Origin of the sequence: Streptomyces sp. NBC_01481, from assembly GCF_026339995.1 — a bacterium.
Classification (GTDB): Bacteria; Actinomycetota; Actinomycetes; order Streptomycetales; family Streptomycetaceae; genus Streptomyces.
This window is the reverse complement of the sequence record NZ_JAPEPT010000004.1, coordinates 84,496-102,355: the sequence shown is the minus strand read 5'-3', so window position 1 is coordinate 102,355 and position 17,860 is coordinate 84,496. Positions and strand designations below refer to the sequence as shown.

The 17,860-nt window shown below is 70.8% G+C and carries 13 protein-coding genes; 4 read left to right on the top strand and 9 right to left on the bottom strand.

The window, feature by feature from the left end; all coding sequences use genetic code 11:
• Window positions 1-9: 9 nt before the first annotated feature.
• Together OOK40_RS22240 and OOK40_RS22235 are read left to right on the top strand one after the other, a co-directional pair.
• Window positions 10-1,449: an MBL fold metallo-hydrolase RNA specificity domain-containing protein gene (locus tag OOK40_RS22240; RefSeq protein WP_266484765.1), complete on the top strand. Its 1,440-nt coding sequence runs from the start codon at window positions 10-12 to the stop codon at window positions 1,447-1,449.
• A gap of 162 nt (window positions 1,450-1,611) precedes the next feature.
• Window positions 1,612-3,327 carry a GAF domain-containing protein gene (locus tag OOK40_RS22235; protein WP_266486495.1) on the top strand — a complete coding sequence of 572 codons (1,716 nt, stop codon included), beginning with the start codon at window positions 1,612-1,614 and terminating at the stop codon, window positions 3,325-3,327.
• A 25-nt stretch (window positions 3,328-3,352) separates the two neighbouring features.
• Here OOK40_RS22235 and OOK40_RS22230 read toward each other — a convergent pair whose 3' ends face one another.
• Entirely contained in the window at window positions 3,353-3,811 is a 459-nt protein-coding gene (locus OOK40_RS22230) for a pyridoxamine 5'-phosphate oxidase family protein (RefSeq protein WP_266484762.1), read from the bottom strand.
• 324 nt (window positions 3,812-4,135) lie between these two features.
• On the bottom strand, window positions 4,136-4,717 hold the full coding sequence (locus OOK40_RS22225) for a hypothetical protein (RefSeq protein WP_266484760.1): 582 nt from the start codon (window positions 4,715-4,717) through the stop codon (window positions 4,136-4,138).
• 724 nt (window positions 4,718-5,441) lie between these two features.
• Between OOK40_RS22225 and OOK40_RS22220 the strand changes: the two genes are divergently transcribed.
• A complete protein-coding gene (locus tag OOK40_RS22220) occupies window positions 5,442-6,152 on the top strand; it encodes a CBS domain-containing protein (protein ID WP_266484757.1) in 711 nt (236 codons plus the stop codon).
• A 304-nt stretch (window positions 6,153-6,456) separates the two neighbouring features.
• Here OOK40_RS22220 and OOK40_RS22215 read toward each other — a convergent pair whose 3' ends face one another.
• The 5 genes from OOK40_RS22215 to OOK40_RS22195 all read right to left on the bottom strand — a co-directional run bounded on the left by OOK40_RS22215 (window position 6,457) and on the right by OOK40_RS22195 (window position 12,236).
• Complete coding sequence (locus tag OOK40_RS22215; RefSeq protein ID WP_266484754.1) at window positions 6,457-8,838, bottom strand: glycoside hydrolase family 65 protein; 2,382 nt, start codon at window positions 8,836-8,838, stop codon at window positions 6,457-6,459.
• Window positions 8,839-8,840: 2 nt separating this feature from the next.
• Window positions 8,841-9,590, bottom strand: a complete 750-nt coding sequence (locus OOK40_RS22210) for an HAD family phosphatase (protein WP_266484752.1) — start codon at window positions 9,588-9,590, stop codon at window positions 8,841-8,843.
• A 4-nt stretch (window positions 9,591-9,594) separates the two neighbouring features.
• The gene (locus tag OOK40_RS22205) at window positions 9,595-10,470 is read right to left on the bottom strand and encodes a universal stress protein (RefSeq protein WP_266484748.1); all 876 of its coding nucleotides are present in this window, start codon (window positions 10,468-10,470) and stop codon (window positions 9,595-9,597) included.
• 102 nt (window positions 10,471-10,572) lie between these two features.
• Window positions 10,573-11,451 carry a universal stress protein gene (locus OOK40_RS22200; RefSeq protein WP_266484745.1) on the bottom strand — a complete coding sequence of 293 codons (879 nt, stop codon included), beginning with the start codon at window positions 11,449-11,451 and terminating at the stop codon, window positions 10,573-10,575.
• Between the two features lie 173 nt (window positions 11,452-11,624).
• Window positions 11,625-12,236 carry a hypothetical protein gene (locus OOK40_RS22195; protein WP_266484741.1) on the bottom strand — a complete coding sequence of 204 codons (612 nt, stop codon included), beginning with the start codon at window positions 12,234-12,236 and terminating at the stop codon, window positions 11,625-11,627.
• 220 nt (window positions 12,237-12,456) lie between these two features.
• Between OOK40_RS22195 and OOK40_RS22190 the strand changes: the two genes are divergently transcribed.
• Entirely contained in the window at window positions 12,457-14,178 is a 1,722-nt protein-coding gene (locus OOK40_RS22190) for a SulP family inorganic anion transporter (RefSeq protein ID WP_266484739.1), read from the top strand.
• A 32-nt stretch (window positions 14,179-14,210) separates the two neighbouring features.
• On the opposite strand, the gene ppdK is transcribed toward OOK40_RS22190, so the two are convergent.
• Together ppdK and OOK40_RS22180 are read right to left on the bottom strand one after the other, a co-directional pair.
• The gene (gene ppdK / locus OOK40_RS22185) at window positions 14,211-16,868 is read right to left on the bottom strand and encodes a pyruvate, phosphate dikinase (RefSeq protein ID WP_266484736.1); all 2,658 of its coding nucleotides are present in this window, start codon (window positions 16,866-16,868) and stop codon (window positions 14,211-14,213) included.
• 26 nt (window positions 16,869-16,894) lie between these two features.
• Window positions 16,895-17,806, bottom strand: coding sequence for a universal stress protein (locus OOK40_RS22180; RefSeq protein ID WP_266484733.1), 912 nt, complete (start codon window positions 17,804-17,806; stop codon window positions 16,895-16,897).
• Between the last annotated feature and the right edge of the window lie 54 nt (window positions 17,807-17,860).

Sequence of the window (17,860 nt, the reverse complement as noted above, 5' to 3'; positions counted from 1 at the left end):
TGTGCAGCCATGAAAGAAGAGACACTCTCGAACCCGGCGGCGGCGCCGACGACCCGGCCGAGGCCCGCACTGTTGTCCTTTCTCGGCGGTGTCGGCACCGTCACGGGCAGCAAGTTCCTCGTCGAGAGCGATCACGCCCGGATCCTGCTCGACTGCGGCCTGTTCCAGGGGCTCGCCGACCTCCGGCGGCGCAACTGGCGGCGCCTGCCGTGCGATGCCTCCGACATCCACGCCGTGGTCGTGACACACGCCCACCTCGATCACTGCGGTTACCTTCCCCGTCTGGTCCGGCAGGGTTTCCGCGGGCCCGTACTGACCAGCGCGCATACCGCGCGGCTCGCGGAGATCGTGCTGCGCGACAGTGCCCGGCTCCAGATCGAGTCCGCCCGGCACGCCAATGAGCACGGCTGGTCCAAGCACCGTCCGGCCAAGCCCTTGTACGACGACGCCGATGTCGACAACACGGTCAAGATGTTCGATCCGGTACCGCTGAACAGCGAGACCGAGATCATCGCGGGCACCAGGCTCACGCTCCACCATGCCGGCCACATCCTCGGCTCGGCCTGGGCGCATCTCACTCTCGAGGACGGACACACTCTCGCTGTCAGCGGCGACCTGGGGCGGCCCGGGCACCCCCTGTTGCGTCCCGCCGAGCCGTTCTCCGGGGCCGACGTGCTGCTCATGGAGTCGACGTACGGCGATCGCCGGCACGATGACGCGGTTGGCAGGGAACGCTTCGCCTCCGTGCTGATCCGGACGCTCGGCCGAGGAGGCGTTGTCGTCATCCCGTCCTTCGCCCTCGACCGCACCGAAGTGGTCCTCCACGAGCTCGCAGGCCTCCGGCGCGAGGGCGTACTGCCGCCCGCAGTTCCTGTCTTCGTGGACAGCCCGATGGCACTGGCCGCCCTTGACGTCTACCGCGATGCGATCCTCGCCCGCTCTCCCGAGCTGCTCCCTTCCGTCATCTCCCAGGGCATGACCGCGATCAGTCCGGACCCTTTCCTCGCGGCCCGTTCGGTCCAGGAGTCGATCGACATCAACGACGCCCCGGGGCCTGCCGTGATCGTGTCGTCGGCGGGTATGGCCACTGGCGGACGCGTCCTGCACCATTTGCGGCGTGTGCTTCCCGATCCACGCAACGCAGTCGTGATCGTGGGGTTCGCTGCCGAGGGCACCAGGGCCCGGGACCTGGTCGACGGCGCCCGGACGCTCAAGATGTTCGGCCAGTACGTGCCCGTGCGGGCCGAGATCGCCAATGTGCCGCATTTCTCGGCGCACGCCGACGCGGGACAGATCGTCGACTGGCTTCGTGGCGCTCCCGCGCCCAATACGACTTACATGGTCCACGGTGAGCCCGGCGCTGCCGGGGCGCTTCGCGACCGTATCGACCAGGAGCTGGGCTGGACCACGGTCGTGCCCCGCTCAGGTGAGGCCGTTCTGGTCCGCTGATTCCGCGTGCCCGCTGCCGCCGCCCGACGAGTACACCCGACCCCGGACACCCGGCCACCGAGCCACAGTTCCCCATGCCGCCGCGCCATCAGGCCCGGTACGGTAGCCATGACCGCCAGAGTCAGCCGTCGGCCCGTCGAGGCACACCCGGAGGGAGCAGCGGTGGGAAGCTCGGAGGACGGCCGCGTACGGCTGCCGCAGCTGAGGCTGGACGAGCTGCTGGAGGAGCTGCAGGCCCGCCTGGACGCGGCGCGTGGCACCCGGGACCGGGTGCACAGCCTGCTGGAGGCCGTGCTGTCGGTCGGGCGGGAGCTGAACCTGGAGCAGGTGCTGCACAGCATCACCGAGGCTGCGGCCGTGCTCGTCGACGCGGAATACGCTGCGCTGGGTGTGATCGCGCCGAGCGGGACGTCACTCTCGCAGTTCCTTACGATCGGGGTCAGCGACGAGCAGACCGCCGCGATCGGCCCGTACCCGTCCGGGCACGGCATCCTCGGCGAGCTGATCAGGAACCCAGAGCCGCTGCGGCTGCCGAAGATCTCCGAGCACCCTTCGTCGTACGGCTTCCCACCGCATCACCCGCCGATGAACACCTTCCTCGGCGTCCCGATCCGGGTGCGTGACCACGTCTTCGGCAACCTCTATCTGACCGAGAAGCGGGGCGGAGTCCAGTTCGACGAAGAGGACGAGTCCGTCCTGTCCACCTTGGCTGTCGCGGCCGGGGTGGCGATCGACAACGCCCGTCTGTACGAGGAGGCCAAGCGGCGCGAGCGCTGGCTGCGGGCGAACGCGGACATCACGCACAGTCTGATGTCGGGCAGCCCGCGCAGCGAAGTCCTCACTCTGATCGCCGAACGGGCCAAGGAGATCGCCGGCGCGGAACTGGCTGTGGTGGCGCTGCCGATGCCCGACACCGGCACGCTGGCGGTCGAGCTGGCGATCGGGCGGGACGCGGATGCTCACCGGGGGCTGGTGCTGCCGGTCGAGGGAAGCCTGAGCGGCGCCGCGTTCGCCGCGGGCGCGCCGGTGACGAGCGCGGATGTCGCCCACGACGAGCGCGTTTCGGCCGGGCCGCCGCGGTTCGCCGGGCTGGGGCCCGCGGTGGCTGTGCCCATTGGCACCGCGGACGGGGTACGAGGAGTGCTGCTGCTGGCCCGCGAGTCGGGCGCGACGGTCTTCGCGGGCGAGGAGATCGACCCCCTGCGGAGTTTCGCCGGTCAGGCGGCGGTGGCCATGGAGCTGGCGGAGCGACGCAACGACGCGGAGCAGATCGCATTGCTGGAGGACCGCGACCGGATCGCCCGTGACCTGCACGACCTCGCGATCCAACGGCTCTTCGCCACCGGCATGACACTCCAGAGCGCGGGGCGTCTGATCGAGCACTCCCCAGCTTCGGAGCGTGTGCTGCGCGCGGTTGACGACCTGGACGAGACCATCAAGATCATCCGCTCGACCATCTTCGGGCTGCGCTCACACGAGACGGGGGCCGGGCAGGGCCTGCGGGCACGCGCTGTGCGGACGGTCGGGGAAGCGGCTCCGGCACTGGGCTTCGCGCCGAGCCTCCGGATGGAGGGGCTGCTGGACACCGACGTGCCGCGGGAGACTGCAGACCACCTGGTGGCGGTTCTCTCGGAGGCGCTGACCAATGTCTGCCGCCATGCGCACGCCACCCGGACCGACGTGGCCCTGGAGACGGACGGACGGGAAGTGGTGCTGACCGTCTCCGACAGTGGGGTGGGGCTCCCTCCCGACGGGCGCCGCAGCGGCTTGGCCAACATCTCGGAGCGAGCCCAGCAGCTGGGCGGCGAGCTGGAGTTGACCTGCCCGTCCGGTGGAGGAACCTCGCTGGTATGGCGCGTACCCCTACACATCTCCTGAGTCCCACTCCCAGGTTCCACCGGGATCACGGGGCGGACTGCTGCTCGTGCGACACGCGCCCGTCCGAACGGAATTCATTGCGGTCCACAACACGTCCGGTCACCAGCTCGGGACGGATCCGGATGAATACTCCGTCCGGCACCGGCACCCACGAGCGCGGTCCGGTCCGCAGCAGCCGTTCGCGCTCCCCCGGGTCAGTGACCAGGATCGCCGGGCCCATGACGACGACACTCCAACCGGTGCCGGCCGCCTCGTCGAACCGGTCCACCTCGAACGCCACCACTGCCTGGCCCACTGCGCGGGCCACACGGGAGGCCGCCGACGTGCACAGCACCACCGAGAAGTCGTGGTCCAGGGAGAAGTTTACCGGCAGGACGGCAGGCAGGGCCTGGTCGGTGTAGACGATACGGCCGATCGACACCTGCCCCAGCAGACGCAGGCACACCTGCCGGTCGAGCTCTCGGAAGCCGTCGTGGTGGTGCATGGCGTCCATCCTTAGGGCGGTCCGCCCGGATCGAGGTAGGGCAGCACGCAAGGCCTCGCAGATGCCTCTCTTTGTCCGGAACTGCGGTTGTACGCTCCCAACGCTCCGGCGTCGGCCGGTGCTTGGGAATGGGCCGAGAGTCCCTGGCAAGCGGGGCGAACGGCCCGTGCCGGGCGGTGTGAGCAGCAATGTTCACGGATAGAAGCGCCCGCGCGCTCTGGTACCCAGGGCGCGCGGGTGCGAGATGTGCGGCACGGGCCGTCGTCCTCGGCCGATCCCGGTCCGCACGCCAGAGCCGACCGGCCCTCGCCAGGTACCGGCCGGTCAGGTGATCCTGCGCCGCCACCCCGGACCGACCTCATCCCACTCCTTCGCCCACTGGTCCATGCGGATGCGGTCAAGACGCCCGCGTGCGGCACAGCCGGCGGTTACCACCAGGCCACCCCAGGCGCCGAGAGCCAGTGCTCCGGCGGCAACAGCCTGCGCCGCAACCTCCGCGCCGGCGACCGGCGGCGTGGTCGGAGTCCCCCAGCGGTCCGCCCAGAACACGACCTTCGATCCGGCAGGGCCGCTCGCTTCGACACTCACCGTCGCGGTACGGACCACGCCGTATCGGTCGCTCCAGCGCACCGGTGCCCAGACTTGCACCTTCACACCGTCTGCCGTGGGAATCGCCTCCGGCACGGCCTCGGTGAGCACGGCCTGGACGGCGTACCGCTCCGCCCGATGCCGCTCTTGGGTGTGCACGACGGCCAAGCCCGCTGCGAGGGTGACGGCTGCTCCGCCGACCACCGCCAGCACCCATACGGCCAGCACGATCCAGGCCTCGACCACGTCGCTGCGGCGCCTGAGCGGGCTGCGCCGCCATCGCCAGAACCTCGTACTCGTACGCCCGTTGATCCTCATCTTGACTCCACACCCCTGGTGGCCGGGGACGACCGTGACACTCCGGGCCTGTTCCCGCGAACGGCGGGCGAGCCATTGACGATCGGGCCGTAAAGACCCAACCACCGCCTGTACAAAGGCCGTTCAGTCCTTGTGCGCCCGAGGCGTCGCGTCCCGGTGGGGCACGACAGCCAGCCCTTGGCGCATGGGCCAAACCGTCCGTGCCGACCATGACGCGCCCGGGTGTCCTCACAACGGACGCCGAAGCGCTGCCGGCCATCATGTCCTCCTCCCGTGTCGCGATCGCCGGGGGTGACATCTGCTCACGCTGCCACGGTGCCCGAGAGGCCAGGAGGGCCGCTCAGGCCCAACGTGGGGGCCGAACGTCCCTCTCCGGGCGGAGAGCCGTACCCGGGTGTCCGTGCTGCCCGCGACAGTGGCCCGGCCTGCGAAGCCGCGGGCCGCCGCACAGCCCGCAGAGGTCTCCGGCACGGCCGACCGGCCCCTTGCGGAGGACCTTTGTCCCCTTCCGCTCAGCCCGGCGCAGAACGAGGGTGAAAACCCGGACCGTCGGATCCTTCCGGTCCGTCGAGAGGTGGCCAAGGTGATCCGCATCAGAGCCATCGTCCGGCCGACACCCGGCGAGCGACGCCCGCCCCTGGACCGGCACACGCACTCCGGACGCCCGCTCCCCTATTGGACCGCGCCTCTCGCGGAGGGGGCGCAGCAGAGGGATGAGGAAGCCATGCAGCACCGAACCGTCGAAGACCTGATGACCCGCGAAGTGATCCGGGTCCGCCCCGACACGCCCTTCAAGGAGGTCGCGCAGCTGCTCGCCGAGCACGGCGTCACCGCGGTGCCCGTGGTCAACGAGCAGGACAATCCCGTAGGAGTGGTCTCGGAGGCGGACCTGCTCCGCCACGAGGCAGCCCGGCCCGATCCGGGGGGCCGTGCGGCGTCGCTGGGGATGCGCCCCCGCGACCGCGACCGCGCCGCGGCAGAGACCGCCGAAGGGCTGATGACCTCGCCCGCCGTGACCGCCCGCGCCCAGTGGAGCATCGTCGAAGCGGCCCGGGAAATGACTCGCCAGCGGGTCAAGCGGCTGCCCGTGGTCAACGAGGCCGGACACCTCGTCGGGATCATCAGCCGAAGCGATCTCCTTCGGGTCTTTCTGCGGCAGGACAGCGCGATCCGCGAGGAGATCACCCGAGAGGTCCTGAGGGACACGCTGTCCCTCTCTTCCGAAGAGGTCCAAGTCAGTGTGGTCGACGGTGTGGTGACGCTGACCGGCAGGGTCAGGCAGCGCAGCCTCATCCCGATCGCGATGCGGCTGTGCCAGGCCGTCGACGGCGTCGTCACCGTGCACGGGGTTCTCGACTCACCCGGCGACGACGAGTTTGGGGCGGCCGAAGCGACCAACCCCGACAGTGTCGTCGGATACACCCAGCGCCATTGAAGTCATCGATCGGGGCAGCGGACCCGCCGACGTCGGTTCAGGTGCCGTCGGTGAGCCGGCGGCACGCGGCCCCGGCCTCACTCGGCCGGATGTGTGGGGTGTTCACTGCTCGTGCCGTCGAGGGCGCGTAGCACCTCCGATCACGTTGTGGTCGAAGGTGATGGTCAGGTCTGGCACGGCACGGACCTCGAACCGTCTGTCCACGGAGCGGGGCCGCTCGGTCACGCCGCCGACGACCATCTGAGGGGCATCAGACTCGGCGGGGCGATCCCGAACCCGCCGCCGGCGCCGGCGCCGAACATCCCTATCGCTCCCCGGGCAGGGTGAGCGTGCAGGATTCCCCGGGCGCCACCGAGACCGTGCGATCAGGCAGGGCGATGTCGATCGGTGCGCGGTCGGATTCGGGCACGGTGATCTGCAGCTCCCCCGCGCGCAGCCGGAGCCGGACGCCCCAGTGGCCCTGGTAGCGGATCGCGAAGCCGTACTCCGACAGCTCCGGCAGCGGCACCGGGTTGAGCCACAGCGCGCCGCCCCGGGTCTCGAGGCCGGTCAGTCCGCGTTGCACGAGATCGAGGGTGCCGGCCATGGCGCCGAGATGGACGCCCTCGCCGGTGGTGCCACCCTGCAGATCGGCGATGTCTCCTGCCAGCGCCTCCTGGCAGAACGTCCAGGCCTCCGCGCGCCGCACTCTCGCCAGCACCCAGCCGTGCACGAGGCTGCTGAGCGTCGAGCCGTGGCTTGTGCGTCGCAGGTAGTAGTCGACGGTACGCTGCCAGATGGTGCCGTCCACCTCGTGTCCGAGCCGACGGAAGAGCCCTTGGAGCTCGGCCGGTGAGAAGAGATAGCCGAGCATCAGCACGTCGGCCTGTTTCGATGCCTGGTAGCGGTTGACTGTGTCGCCCTCGGCCTCCAGGATCCGGTCGAGGCGCCGGATGTCGCCGTAGCGGTCCCGGTAGCGGTCCCAGTCGAGTTCAGCGAGCTCGCCATAGCCCTCGAACTGACTGATCACCCCGGCATGGAAGGGGACGTGCAGCTTGCGGGAGACCTCCTCCCACCTTGCCGCTTCGCCGCCGTCGAGCCCGATGCGCTCGGCCAAGTCCCGGCGGCGCGGTTCCGGGAGAGAATGCAGCACGTCGACGGCGCGGGCGAGTACCCAGGCCGCGGTGACATTGGTGTACGTGTTGTCGACAAGGCCAGGTTCCTTCGCCTCGGGATAGGCGTCGTGGTACTCGTCGGGGCCGACGACTCCGCGGATCCGGTAGCGGCCGAGCGTCTCGTCGTAGGCGGCGGACGACGCCCAGAACCGGGCGATCTGCAGCAGCATTTCGGCGCCCTTGGTGTGCAGGAACTCCGTGTCGCCGCTCGCCTCGCAGTACTGCCACACGTTGTACGCGATCGCCGATCCGACGTGGTGCTGAAGCCTGGAGTGGTCGGGCAGCCAGCGCCCCGAGCGCGGGTTGAGGTGCAACTGCTGGGTCTCCTCCCGGCCGTTGCTGCCGCTCTGCCAGGGGTACATGGCCCCGGCGCGTCCGGCGTCGCGGGCTGCGAAGCAAGCTCGTTCCAGACGCCGGTGGCGATAGCTGAGCAGGGCCCGGGAGACCTCGGGGAAGTGGAGGTTCAGATAGGGCAGGACAAACAGTTCGTCCCAGAAGACATGTCCGCGGTACGCCTCGCCGTGCAGTCCCCGGGCCGGAACTCCGACGTCGAGGTCCGCGGTGTGCGGGGAGAGCGTCTGCAGGACGTGGAAGAGGTGGAGCCGCAGGACCGGGCCCGAGCTGTTCGGCACGTCGATTTCGGCCGTGCGCCACAGCTGGCGCCAGGCCGCGCGGTGCGAGGCCAGCAGGGTGTCGAAGTCCGGGGCACGGCTCACCCGGTCGACGGCGGCGTGCAGCGGGTCGCTGATCGCCCGGTCCCGGGAGGTGTGCAGGGAGGCCGTCTTGTCGACGGTGACGGTCCGGCCCGCGGCCAGGGGAAGGCGCAGGACGCAGGCAACCCGCAGGTGCTCGTGGCGGATGGTGGGCTCGGCCGGGACGTCGGCCACGGTGCGGGCGACCAGGCCGACCCGGATGTCAGAGGTGCTGGTGCGGCAGCGGAGCCACATGGTGTCCGAGGCGGAGGTCCCCGTGTGAACGTGGGTGAGATGACGGCCGGAAAGCTGTCCATAACGCGCGACCCCGGTGTTGGCAACGGCGCCGTCGAGCGCCGACTCGACCTCAATCTCCCCGGACCATCCCTCCGCGGTGAACTCGGTGCGCAGCAACGCCAGATGGGGGTGAGCCATGTGGACCAGGCGCAGCTGTCGCACCCGGAGGCGTCGGCCGCCCTCGTCCTCGTACCGAAGCGTGCGCACCAGCGTGCCCGCACGCATGTCCAGCGCCTGGTGATGGTCGAGGAGCCTGTGGGTGTCCGGGGAGAGCCAACTCCCGGAGCCCGTACGGAATCGCAGGGGCAGCCAGTTGGGCAGATTGGCCATGTCCTCGTTCTCGACGCGCCGTCCCGACACGTCCGAGATCAGCCGGTTGTAGCAACCCGCCGCATACGTGCCCGGGTAGTGGACGGAGTCCGCCGTGCACTCGGGGGCCGCGCCACGGGTCGCGAAGTAGCCGTTGCCGAGGGTGCACAGCGACTCGCGCAGGCGCTCCTCTTCCGGGTCGTAGCCTTCGTACTCCCAGGTCCAGTCGCGCATCGTCAACCCTTCTGGCAGTCGCTGTCGGTGAGGAGTTCCGCGAGGTCACGGACCACCACATCCGCGCCGTGCTTGAGCAGTTCAGCACGCGTCTGTGGCGTACGCGCCCGGTCCACACCGACGACCAGGCCGAAGCCGCCGCGGCGCCCGGCCTCGACTCCGGCCAGAGCGTCCTCGACGACAGCGGTACGGGAGGCGGGGACACCGAGGCGGCGGGCCGCCTCCAGGAACAGCGCGGGGTCGGGCTTGCCGGGCAAGTGAAGGCGCGCCGCCTCACCGCCGTCCACCAGGGCATCGAAGAGGTCCAGCACTCCCGCGTGTTCGAGGAGTTCGCGGGCGTGCCGGGAGGCGGAGGCGGCGGCCAGGGGTACGCGGGCCGAGCGCAGGGCACGCAGCAGCCGGACCGTGCCCGGATAGGCGTCGACGCCGTGTTCCCGCAACCGCGCGGTGAACAACCGCTCCTTGTTCCCGGCGACTTCCTGCACCTCCGCGCCGGGCAGCCGCAGCCCCCGGGACTCCAGGAAGGCCGCGGCACCGTCGATCCGTGACTTGCCGTCGACGTACCGCAGATAGTCCTCCCGCACGTCGAAGGGGCGCCGCTGGGCGGAATCGGCGGGCGGGTGATCGCGCAGGTAAGCGTCGAAGGCGGTCTTCCAGGCGGCGGCGTGCAACCGCGCGGAGTCGGTGATCACTCCGTCGGTGTCGAGGACCACGGCCGCCATACCCCGCAGCGCGCGGGGCCGAGCGCTCATGTCGTCACGACCGTTGCGGTACGACGGCCACGGGGCACACCGAGTGGTGCAGCACCGCGTGGGCAACCCGGCCGAGCTGGAGTCCAAAGTGCCCGTGCCGCCGCAGGGCGCCGACAACCAGCAGGTCTGCCGCGGCCGAGGCGTTCATGAGCACCATGCGGGCGGGACCCTCGGCCGTTGCCCGGTGCAGCTCCACGGTGGGGTGGTCCGCTACGGCTTCACGCAGCGCCGCTTCGAGGATCTCCATGGCCCGGCCTTCGTGGAATCGGGCGGCGTCTGCGGCGACCAGAGGATGGTCGGCCGCCTCGTGCGCGGGGCGGCGCCACGCCCGGATGGCGTGCAGGGCAGCCCGGCGCCTCTCCGCCTCGCGGAACGCGAAACGCACAGCGGCCGAGCCCGCCGGGGGTTCGTCGACGCCGAGGACGATCCGCCGGTGCGTGCCGCCCCGCGGATCGTGGCTGCCGCGAATGACGAACACCGGGCAGTCGGCGCGGGCGGCGACTGCCAGGCTCACCGAGCCGAGCAGCATCTCGGCGATTCCGCTACGACCGCGCGAGCCGGTGACGAGGGCGGAGGCGTTGCGGCCCTCGCTGAGCAGGGCGCTCACCGTGTCCTCGGGCAGGATGTCCGTCTGGATCTTGAGGTCCGGGTCGCGACGGCGGGCGCGTTCGGCGGCCGTACCGACGATGTTCTCGGCCATGACCCGCTCCGAGGGGCGTCCCAAATCATCGGCGAGCGCCGCCCCTTCGTACCGTTCCCACATCGACGCGTTCACCAGGCGCAGCGGCACACCGTGCAGGGCTGCCTCATCGGCCGCCCAGTCAACGGCCCGCAGGCTGGACTCGGATCCGTCCACGCCTACGACGAGGGGCAACTCCATTGTCCCCACCTTCTTCCCTTCTCCTTAGGAGTTCGGACTTCTCCCAGGACGACTGGCGCTTCACGGTCCGTTTTCACCCGGGGGTGTTTCCTCGGCGTGGCGTCAGTCGTGTGGGACCACGGCGACCGGCGAGGTGGCGTGGTGCAGCACGGCATGTGTGACGGGCCCGATGTGTGCGCCGAGCGGCGAACGGCGAGTACGGCGACCGACAACGACCAGAGCCGCGTCTCGGGAGGCGCCCACCAGGTGGTTGGCGGGCCTGCCCGATCGCGACCGCTCGACGACCTCGACGGCCGGGAACTTCTGCCGCCAGGGGCGCAGCGTCTCGGCCAGGGAGTCCGCCTCCTGAACAGCCAGTTGGGCCTTCATCCTCGGGTCGGCGGGAAGCCCGTATGCGAAGTACGGCGGCAAGTTCCAGCCATGGAAGACATACAGGGCGGTGGCACGGCGCGCAGCCGCGTCGAAGGCGAACTCGATCACGGAGTCGTCCGGGTGCTCGGTGTCGAGACCCAGCACAACGCGCCGGTTCGCAGTGGAACCGGGCGCTCGCTCGTCCTTGGCCTTCTCCTCTGCCCGTACGAGGACGACGGGCCGCTCCGTGTTGGCCACGGTTGCCATGCCGACGGACCCGACCATGAATCCGGCGACGCCGCTCAGGCCACGGGAACCCAGGACCAGCAGCTCGGCGCCCCGGGCCTCGTCGGGCAGGACGGTACCGGGCCGGCCGGCGACCTGATCCGCGGTGATCTCCACATCCGGGTGACGGAGCCGCAGCTCGTCGGCCGTATCGCGGGGAATACGCTCCGCCCAGTGCTGCACCGTCTCGCCGCCCAGGAGCGGAGCCTGAATGTAGGGCTGCGGTTCCCAGACGTTGACGAGCCGTAGCGGCAGACCGCGCAGCCGCGCTTCGCGGGCGGCCCATTCGGCGGCGGCCAGGCTCTCCTGCGAGCCGTCCAGGCCGACAGTGACGGTGCGGGACATGATGCGTACCTCCTGGGTGGCGAGCGGATCTGTCGGACGACCCGCTTCCAGCGTCGTGGGCGGGGCGGGCGTCTTGGAGGGGCCGCTGGTCCCCGGCCGGGGCCGACCGGCCCATACCTGGGCGGTCGGCGGCCGGAGACCGGCAGCCCCCTCCTCGGAAAGTGGCACAGGGGTCAGCGCAGCCAGCCGTTGCGGCATACGAACGGCAGTCGCGCCCAGATCCGGCCGAGCCCCCAGGTCTCGCCCGCGGACGTCAGGGCGAGGGCGACAAGGGCGGCCGCGTAGATGACGTGGTACTCCACCACGGGATTGGTGGACATGCTCGGCGAACCGTCGGACAGGTGCTGGGCAGGCGGCCACTCCGCGAGCCACATCAGCGCCATCATCGCCGTGCCGGCGACCGCCGTCAGGCGCAGCGCGGTACCGGTCAGCAGGGCGGTACCGATGCCGAGCAGACCGAGCATGAACAGCCAGTCCGCCCAGGCGGCACCTGCCCAGTCGTGGAACGTGGACTCCATGGGCCCGGCGGCGACGGAGCTCAGGAAGCCCCTGGTCGGCGAACCGCCGTCGATCCAGCCCTTGCCGGACGGGGTGGCATAGCCCCAGCCGAAGGTCTTGTCGAGGAACGCCCACAGGAAGACGAAGCCGGTCAGGAGGCGCAGGGCCGCGATGGCGTAGGCCGGCCGGGTTTGTGTACCAGCGGTCGTCGCGGACGCCGTCCTGGTCCTGCGCCAAAAGGGAAAGTGGAAGACGGGGCGCTTGTGGGGGTGCTCGTGCACAGCCATGGTGCTGTTCCCTTCAGAGGATGCCGGGTCGGTGCCTGACATCGCTCACTGTCGTCGCCCGGCGCCCCGCGCCGCCGGAGGCCGAAGGGCGGTACTGCCGGGGCTGAACGGCCCTGGTTCCGGGGCTCGTTGGGGTACGGAAGCGGATCATGGGGCCGGTCGGCCCTCGTGACTGCGCGGGGGCGGCGGGATGCTGAGGGGCCGCGACGAAAGGAGTCCCATGTCCCAGCGGACCGGTACGGACGGCCCGAGGTGGCGCCTGATCCCCGGGATGGCCGTACTCGTGGGATACGAGCGCTCCTGGCTGCGCGGGGACCTGCTGGCCGGGGTGACGGTCGCCGCGTATCTCGTGCCACAGGTCATGGCGTACGCGGGCGTGGCCGGGCTGCCGCCGGTCGCCGGGCTGTGGGCGATCCTTCCGGCACTGGTGCTGTACGCCCTGCTGGGCTCGTCACGGCTGCTTTCGGTCGGCCCCGAGTCGACGACCGCGCTGATGACCGCCACGGTGGTCGGGCCGCTCGCCGCCGGAGATCCCGGCAGGTATGCCGTGCTGGCGGCTACGCTCGCCGTCGCGGTCGGGCTGCTGTGCCTGGTGGCGTGGGCGGTACGGCTGGGTTTCGTCGCCGATCTGCTGTCGCGGCCGGTCCTGGTCGGCTATCTGGCCGGCGTGGCGCTCATCATGATGGTGGACCAGCTGCCCAAGCTCACCGGCGTACCAACCGAAGGGTCCGGATTCTTCCCCCAACTCGCCTCCTTCGTACGGCATCTTCCTCAGATCCACGCGGCGACAACCGTCTTCGCCGCGGCCACGCTGATCTTCCTGTTCACGATGTCGCGGTACGCCCGTGCCGTGCCCGCCCCGCTGCTGGCCCTGGTCCTCGGAACCGCCGTCGTGGCGACTTTCGGCCTCGAGGACCACGGCATCGCGGTGATCGGCGAGATCCCCGCGGGGCTCCCGCGGCCCGATGTACCGGACCTGGGCGAGCTGCCGCATCTGCTGCTGCCCGCACTCGGCGTCCTCCTCGTCGCCTACACCGATGTGATCCTCACGGCGCGGGCCTTCGCGTCACGCGACGGCGCCCATCGGTTGGACGCCAACCAGGAACTGCTGGCCCTGGGCGCGGCGAACCTCGGCGCAGGCGTCCTGCACGGCTTCCCGGTGAGCAGTAGCGCCAGCCGTACCGCACTCGCCGACTCGGCGGGCGGCCGCAGCCAGGCGTACTCGCTCGTCGCGTGCGCGGCCGTGCTGGCGGTGCTGCTCTTCCTCAGCCCACTTCTGGCGGACACGCCCGCGACCGTGCTCGGCGCCCTGGTCGTCTACGCCGCCGTCCGCATGATCGACCTGGCGGGGTTCCGGCGGCTGGCCTCCTTCCGCCGCCGGGAACTGCTGCTGGCGCTCGGCTGCCTGGCCGGCGTGCTGGCCCTGGACATCCTGTACGGCGTACTGGTGGCGGTCGGGCTTTCGGTGGCCGAGCTGCTGGCGCGGGTGGCCCGGCCGCACGATGCCGTCGAGGGCCTGGTGCCCGGTGTGGCCGGGATGCACGACGTGGACGACTATCCGCAGGCCCGCACCATCCCCGGGTTGCTCGTCTACCGATACGACTCGCCGCTGTTCTTCGCCAACGCCGAGGACTTCAGACACCGCGCACTGGCCTCGGTTGACGAGCAGGAAGGTCGCGTGTCGTGGTTCGTCCTCAACACCGAGGCCAATGTGGAGGTGGACATCACCGCGCTGGACGCGGTCGAATCGCTGCGCCACGAACTGACCGGTCGCGGCATCGTCTTCGCACTCGCCCGCGTGAAACAGGAGCTGCGCGAAGATCTGGACGCGTACGGGCTGACCGAATCGGTCGGCACCGACCGGATCTTCCCCACGCTGCCGACCGCCGTGGCCGCATACCGGAAGTGGAGCAGCGCCCAGGGGAACGACCAGGCTCAGTGACCACCCGGCGAGACGCCTGATGGCATGGCTGCTCAGGCCGACCGGCCCTCGATGGCGGCGCGTCCCGCTTCGAGTCGGGCGACCGGGACTCGGAACGGGGAGCAGGAGACGTAATCGAGTCCGGCGTCGTGGAAGAAGTGGATGGAGTCCGGGTCCCCGCCGTGTTCGCCACAGACGCCGATCTTGAGGCCCGGGTGGGCTGCGCGGCCCTCCTCGACGGCGATGCGGATGAGCCGGCCGACTCCGTCCCTGTCGAGCGTCTCGAAGGGCGAGGTGGCGAAGATGCCCTGGTCGAGGTAGGCGGGGAAGAACGAGGCTTCCACGTCGTCGCGGGACAGGCCCCAGGCGGTCTGGGTCAGGTCGTTGGTGCCGAAGGAGAAGAAGTCGGCGGCCTCGGCGATGCGGCCGGCGGTCAGCGCCGCGCGGGGCAGTTCGATCATTGTGCCGACCGGGCACCGCACGGCGATGCCGGATGTCTCCGACACCTCTGCGAGGATGCGCTCCGCGGCAGCCCGTACGATCCGCAGCTCCTCGGCCGTACCGACCAGCGGGACCATGATCTCGGCCCGTGGGTCGCCGCCTGCCCGCGTCCGCTCCACGACGGCCTCGGCGATCGCTCGTACCTGCATCTCGACCAGGCCCGGGACGACGAGCCCGAGGCGCACGCCGCGCAGCCCGAGCATGGGGTTGCTCTCGTGCATCCGCTCCACGGCCGCCAGCAGCCGCCTGTCGCGGTCGGTCGGGGCGGTGGCTACACGCACGGCGAGTTCGGTGCGGTCGGGCAGGAACTCGTGCAGGGGCGGGTCGATGAGGCGGATCGTCACCGGCAGGCCGTCCATGGCGGCGAGGATTCCGGTGAAGTCGCTGCGCTGGAGTGGCAGGAGGGTGTCCAGCGCCTCGCGCCGCCCGGCCTCGTCCTCCGCGAGGATCATCGCCTCGACGAGGCTTCGGCGCTCGCCCAGGAACATGTGCTCGGTGCGGCAGAGCCCGATGCCCTGGGCGCCGAAGCGCCGGGCACGGGCCGCGTCCTCGGGGGTGTCGGCGTTGGCTCGGACCTCAAGTCGCCGTACGGCGTCGGCCCGTTCGAGGGTTCGGGCCACAGCACTCGTCAGCGCGCCGTCCTGCTCGCCGGTCTCCAGGAAGCGCGCAACCGGCGATTCGGTCAGCGGCAGGGCGCCGAGGTGGACCGTGCCCGCGGTGCCGTCCACGGAGATCACCGTGCCTTCGGTGACCACGGTCCCGTCGGTCGCGGTGAACTGCCGTGCCCCGGTGTCCACCGCGAGTTCCTCGGCCCCGCACACGCAGACCTTGCCCATGCCCCGCGCGACGACGGCCGCGTGGCTGGTCTTGCCGCCCCGGCTGGTCAGTACGGCCTCCGCCGCGACCATTCCCGGCAGGTCGTCGGGCGTGGTCTCACGGCGTACGAGGACTGTCTTCTCCCCGGCCGCGGCACGGCGTACCGCTTCGGCGCAGTCGAACACGGCCGCTCCGACCGCCGCGCCCGGCGAGGCCGGGACCCCGTGTGCCAGCGGTTGACCGGTCGTGTCCTCGTCGAAGCGGGGGAACATCAGCCGGGCGAGCTGGTGCCCGCCGACCCGGGCGAGCGCCTCGTCCTCGCTGATCAGGCGCTCGTCGACAAGTTCGTGCGCGATACGGAACGCGGCCTCGGCGGTGCGCTTGCCGACCCGGGTCTGGAGCATCCACAGCGTGCCGCGTTCGATGGTGAACTCGACGTCGCACAGGTCTCGGTAGTGGCGTTCCAGGGTCCGCAGGTGGTCGCCGAGCTGCAGATAGGAGGACGGATCCAGACGCTTGAGCTCCTGGAGGGGTACGGCGTTGCGGATGCCCGCGACGACGTCCTCTCCCTGCGCGTCGGTCAGGTAGTCGCCGTAGACACCGCGCGCTCCGGTGGCCGGGTCGCGTGTGAAGGCGACGCCCGTGCCGGAATCGGGACCGAGGTTGCCGAACACCATCACTTGGATGTTGACGGCGGTGCCCAGGTCGTCGGGAATGTGCTCCCGCCTGCGGTAGAGGCGGGCGCGCTCGCCGTTCCACGAACGGAAGACGGCACGGATCGCCTGGTAGAGCTGCTCGACCGGGTCCTGTGGGAACTCCCCACCGGTCGCCTCACGGATCAGCGTCTTGAACTCGTCGGCCAGCAGAGCGAGATCATGCGCGTCGAGCCCGGTGTCGCTCGCCACGCCGCGGTCCGCCCTGTGCCGGGACAGGGCGTCCTCGAACAGCTCCGGGTCGACGCCCAGCACCGTGCGGCCGAACATCTGCAGCAGTCGGCGGTACGAGTCCCAGGCGAACCGCTCCTGTCCGGTGGCCTTGGCGAGCCCGCGTACGGATGCGTCGCTCAGGCCGATGTCGAGGATCGTCTCCATCATGCCGGGCATCGAGAACCTGCTGCCCGAACGCACGGACAGCAGCAACGGGTTGTCGCTCTCGCCCAGCTGCCGGCCGACTCGCCGCTCCAGATCCGCGAGCGCCCGCGCGACCTGCACCCCGAGCTCCACCGGTTCCTCGCCGACGGCCAGGTACTCACGGCAGGCCTGCGTCGTGACAGTGAACCCCGGGGGCACGGGCAGCCCCAGCCGGGTCATCTCGGCCAGGTTGGCACCCTTGCCCCCGAGCAGGTCCGCCATCTCACGACTGCCCTCGCCGAATCCGTACACGTACTGCCTCATGGGTCTCGATCTCCTGCTGAGGTGGGTCAGACGTGCGGGACGACGGCCACGGGGCAGCCGACGTGGTGCAGCACCGCATGAGCGACGGGGCCGATGTGGATGCCGAGGTGCCCGGTGCGGATCCGGCGCCCGACGACGACCAGGCCCGCCCCGGTCGAGGCGCGCGTCAGCTCGGAGGCCGCCCGGCCTTCGGTGACCGTCCCGGTGACAGTGACCTCGGGGAACTTCTCCCGCCACGGGTGCAGCGCCGCACTCACGGCGTGTTCCTGCTCTGCGAGCAGTTCCGGGCCGGGCGTCGGGACGAGCTGGTCGACGGCGGCATACGGCGGCGGGGCGCTGAAGGTGTGGATCACGCGCAGCGCGGCACCACGATGCTGCGCGGTGTCGAAAGCGAACTCGATCAGTTCGTCGCACGGGCTGCTGGTGTCGAGGCCGAGGACAATGTTCCGGTACGAGGTCTTGACCGAGTACCCGTCCGGGGAGGCTCCCTCCGGGGCCGGGAACTGTTCGTCGGCCGCTTCCTCACCGGCGCGTACGAGGACCACAGGGCGCTCCGCCCGCGCGACGACCGCCTGGGACACCGAGCCGACAAGGAACCCCGCGACGCCGCTGAGCCCTCGGGAGCCGAGTACCAGCATCTCGGCCTGCTCGGCCGCCGTGAACAGGGCCGTGACCGTCGATTCGGCCACCGACTCGTCGTCGATGTGCAGCGCGGGGTGTGAGGCACGCACGCTGTCGCTCGCCTGGCTGAGGGTCCGGTGCGCCCAGTAGCGCTGGGTCGTGCCGGCGGGCACGTAGATGGGGGGACGCGGCTGCCACTGCCAGGCGTGCACCAGCCGCAGCGACAGTCCGCGGCGCAGGGCCTCCCGGGCCGCCCAGTGCGCGGCGGCGAGGCTCTCGGAGGATCCGTCGATTCCGGCGACGACGTGTCGATGCATGATCCGCACCTCCTGTGCAGGGACTGCTTCGTGCCTTGCCGTCGAGCCTGGCGT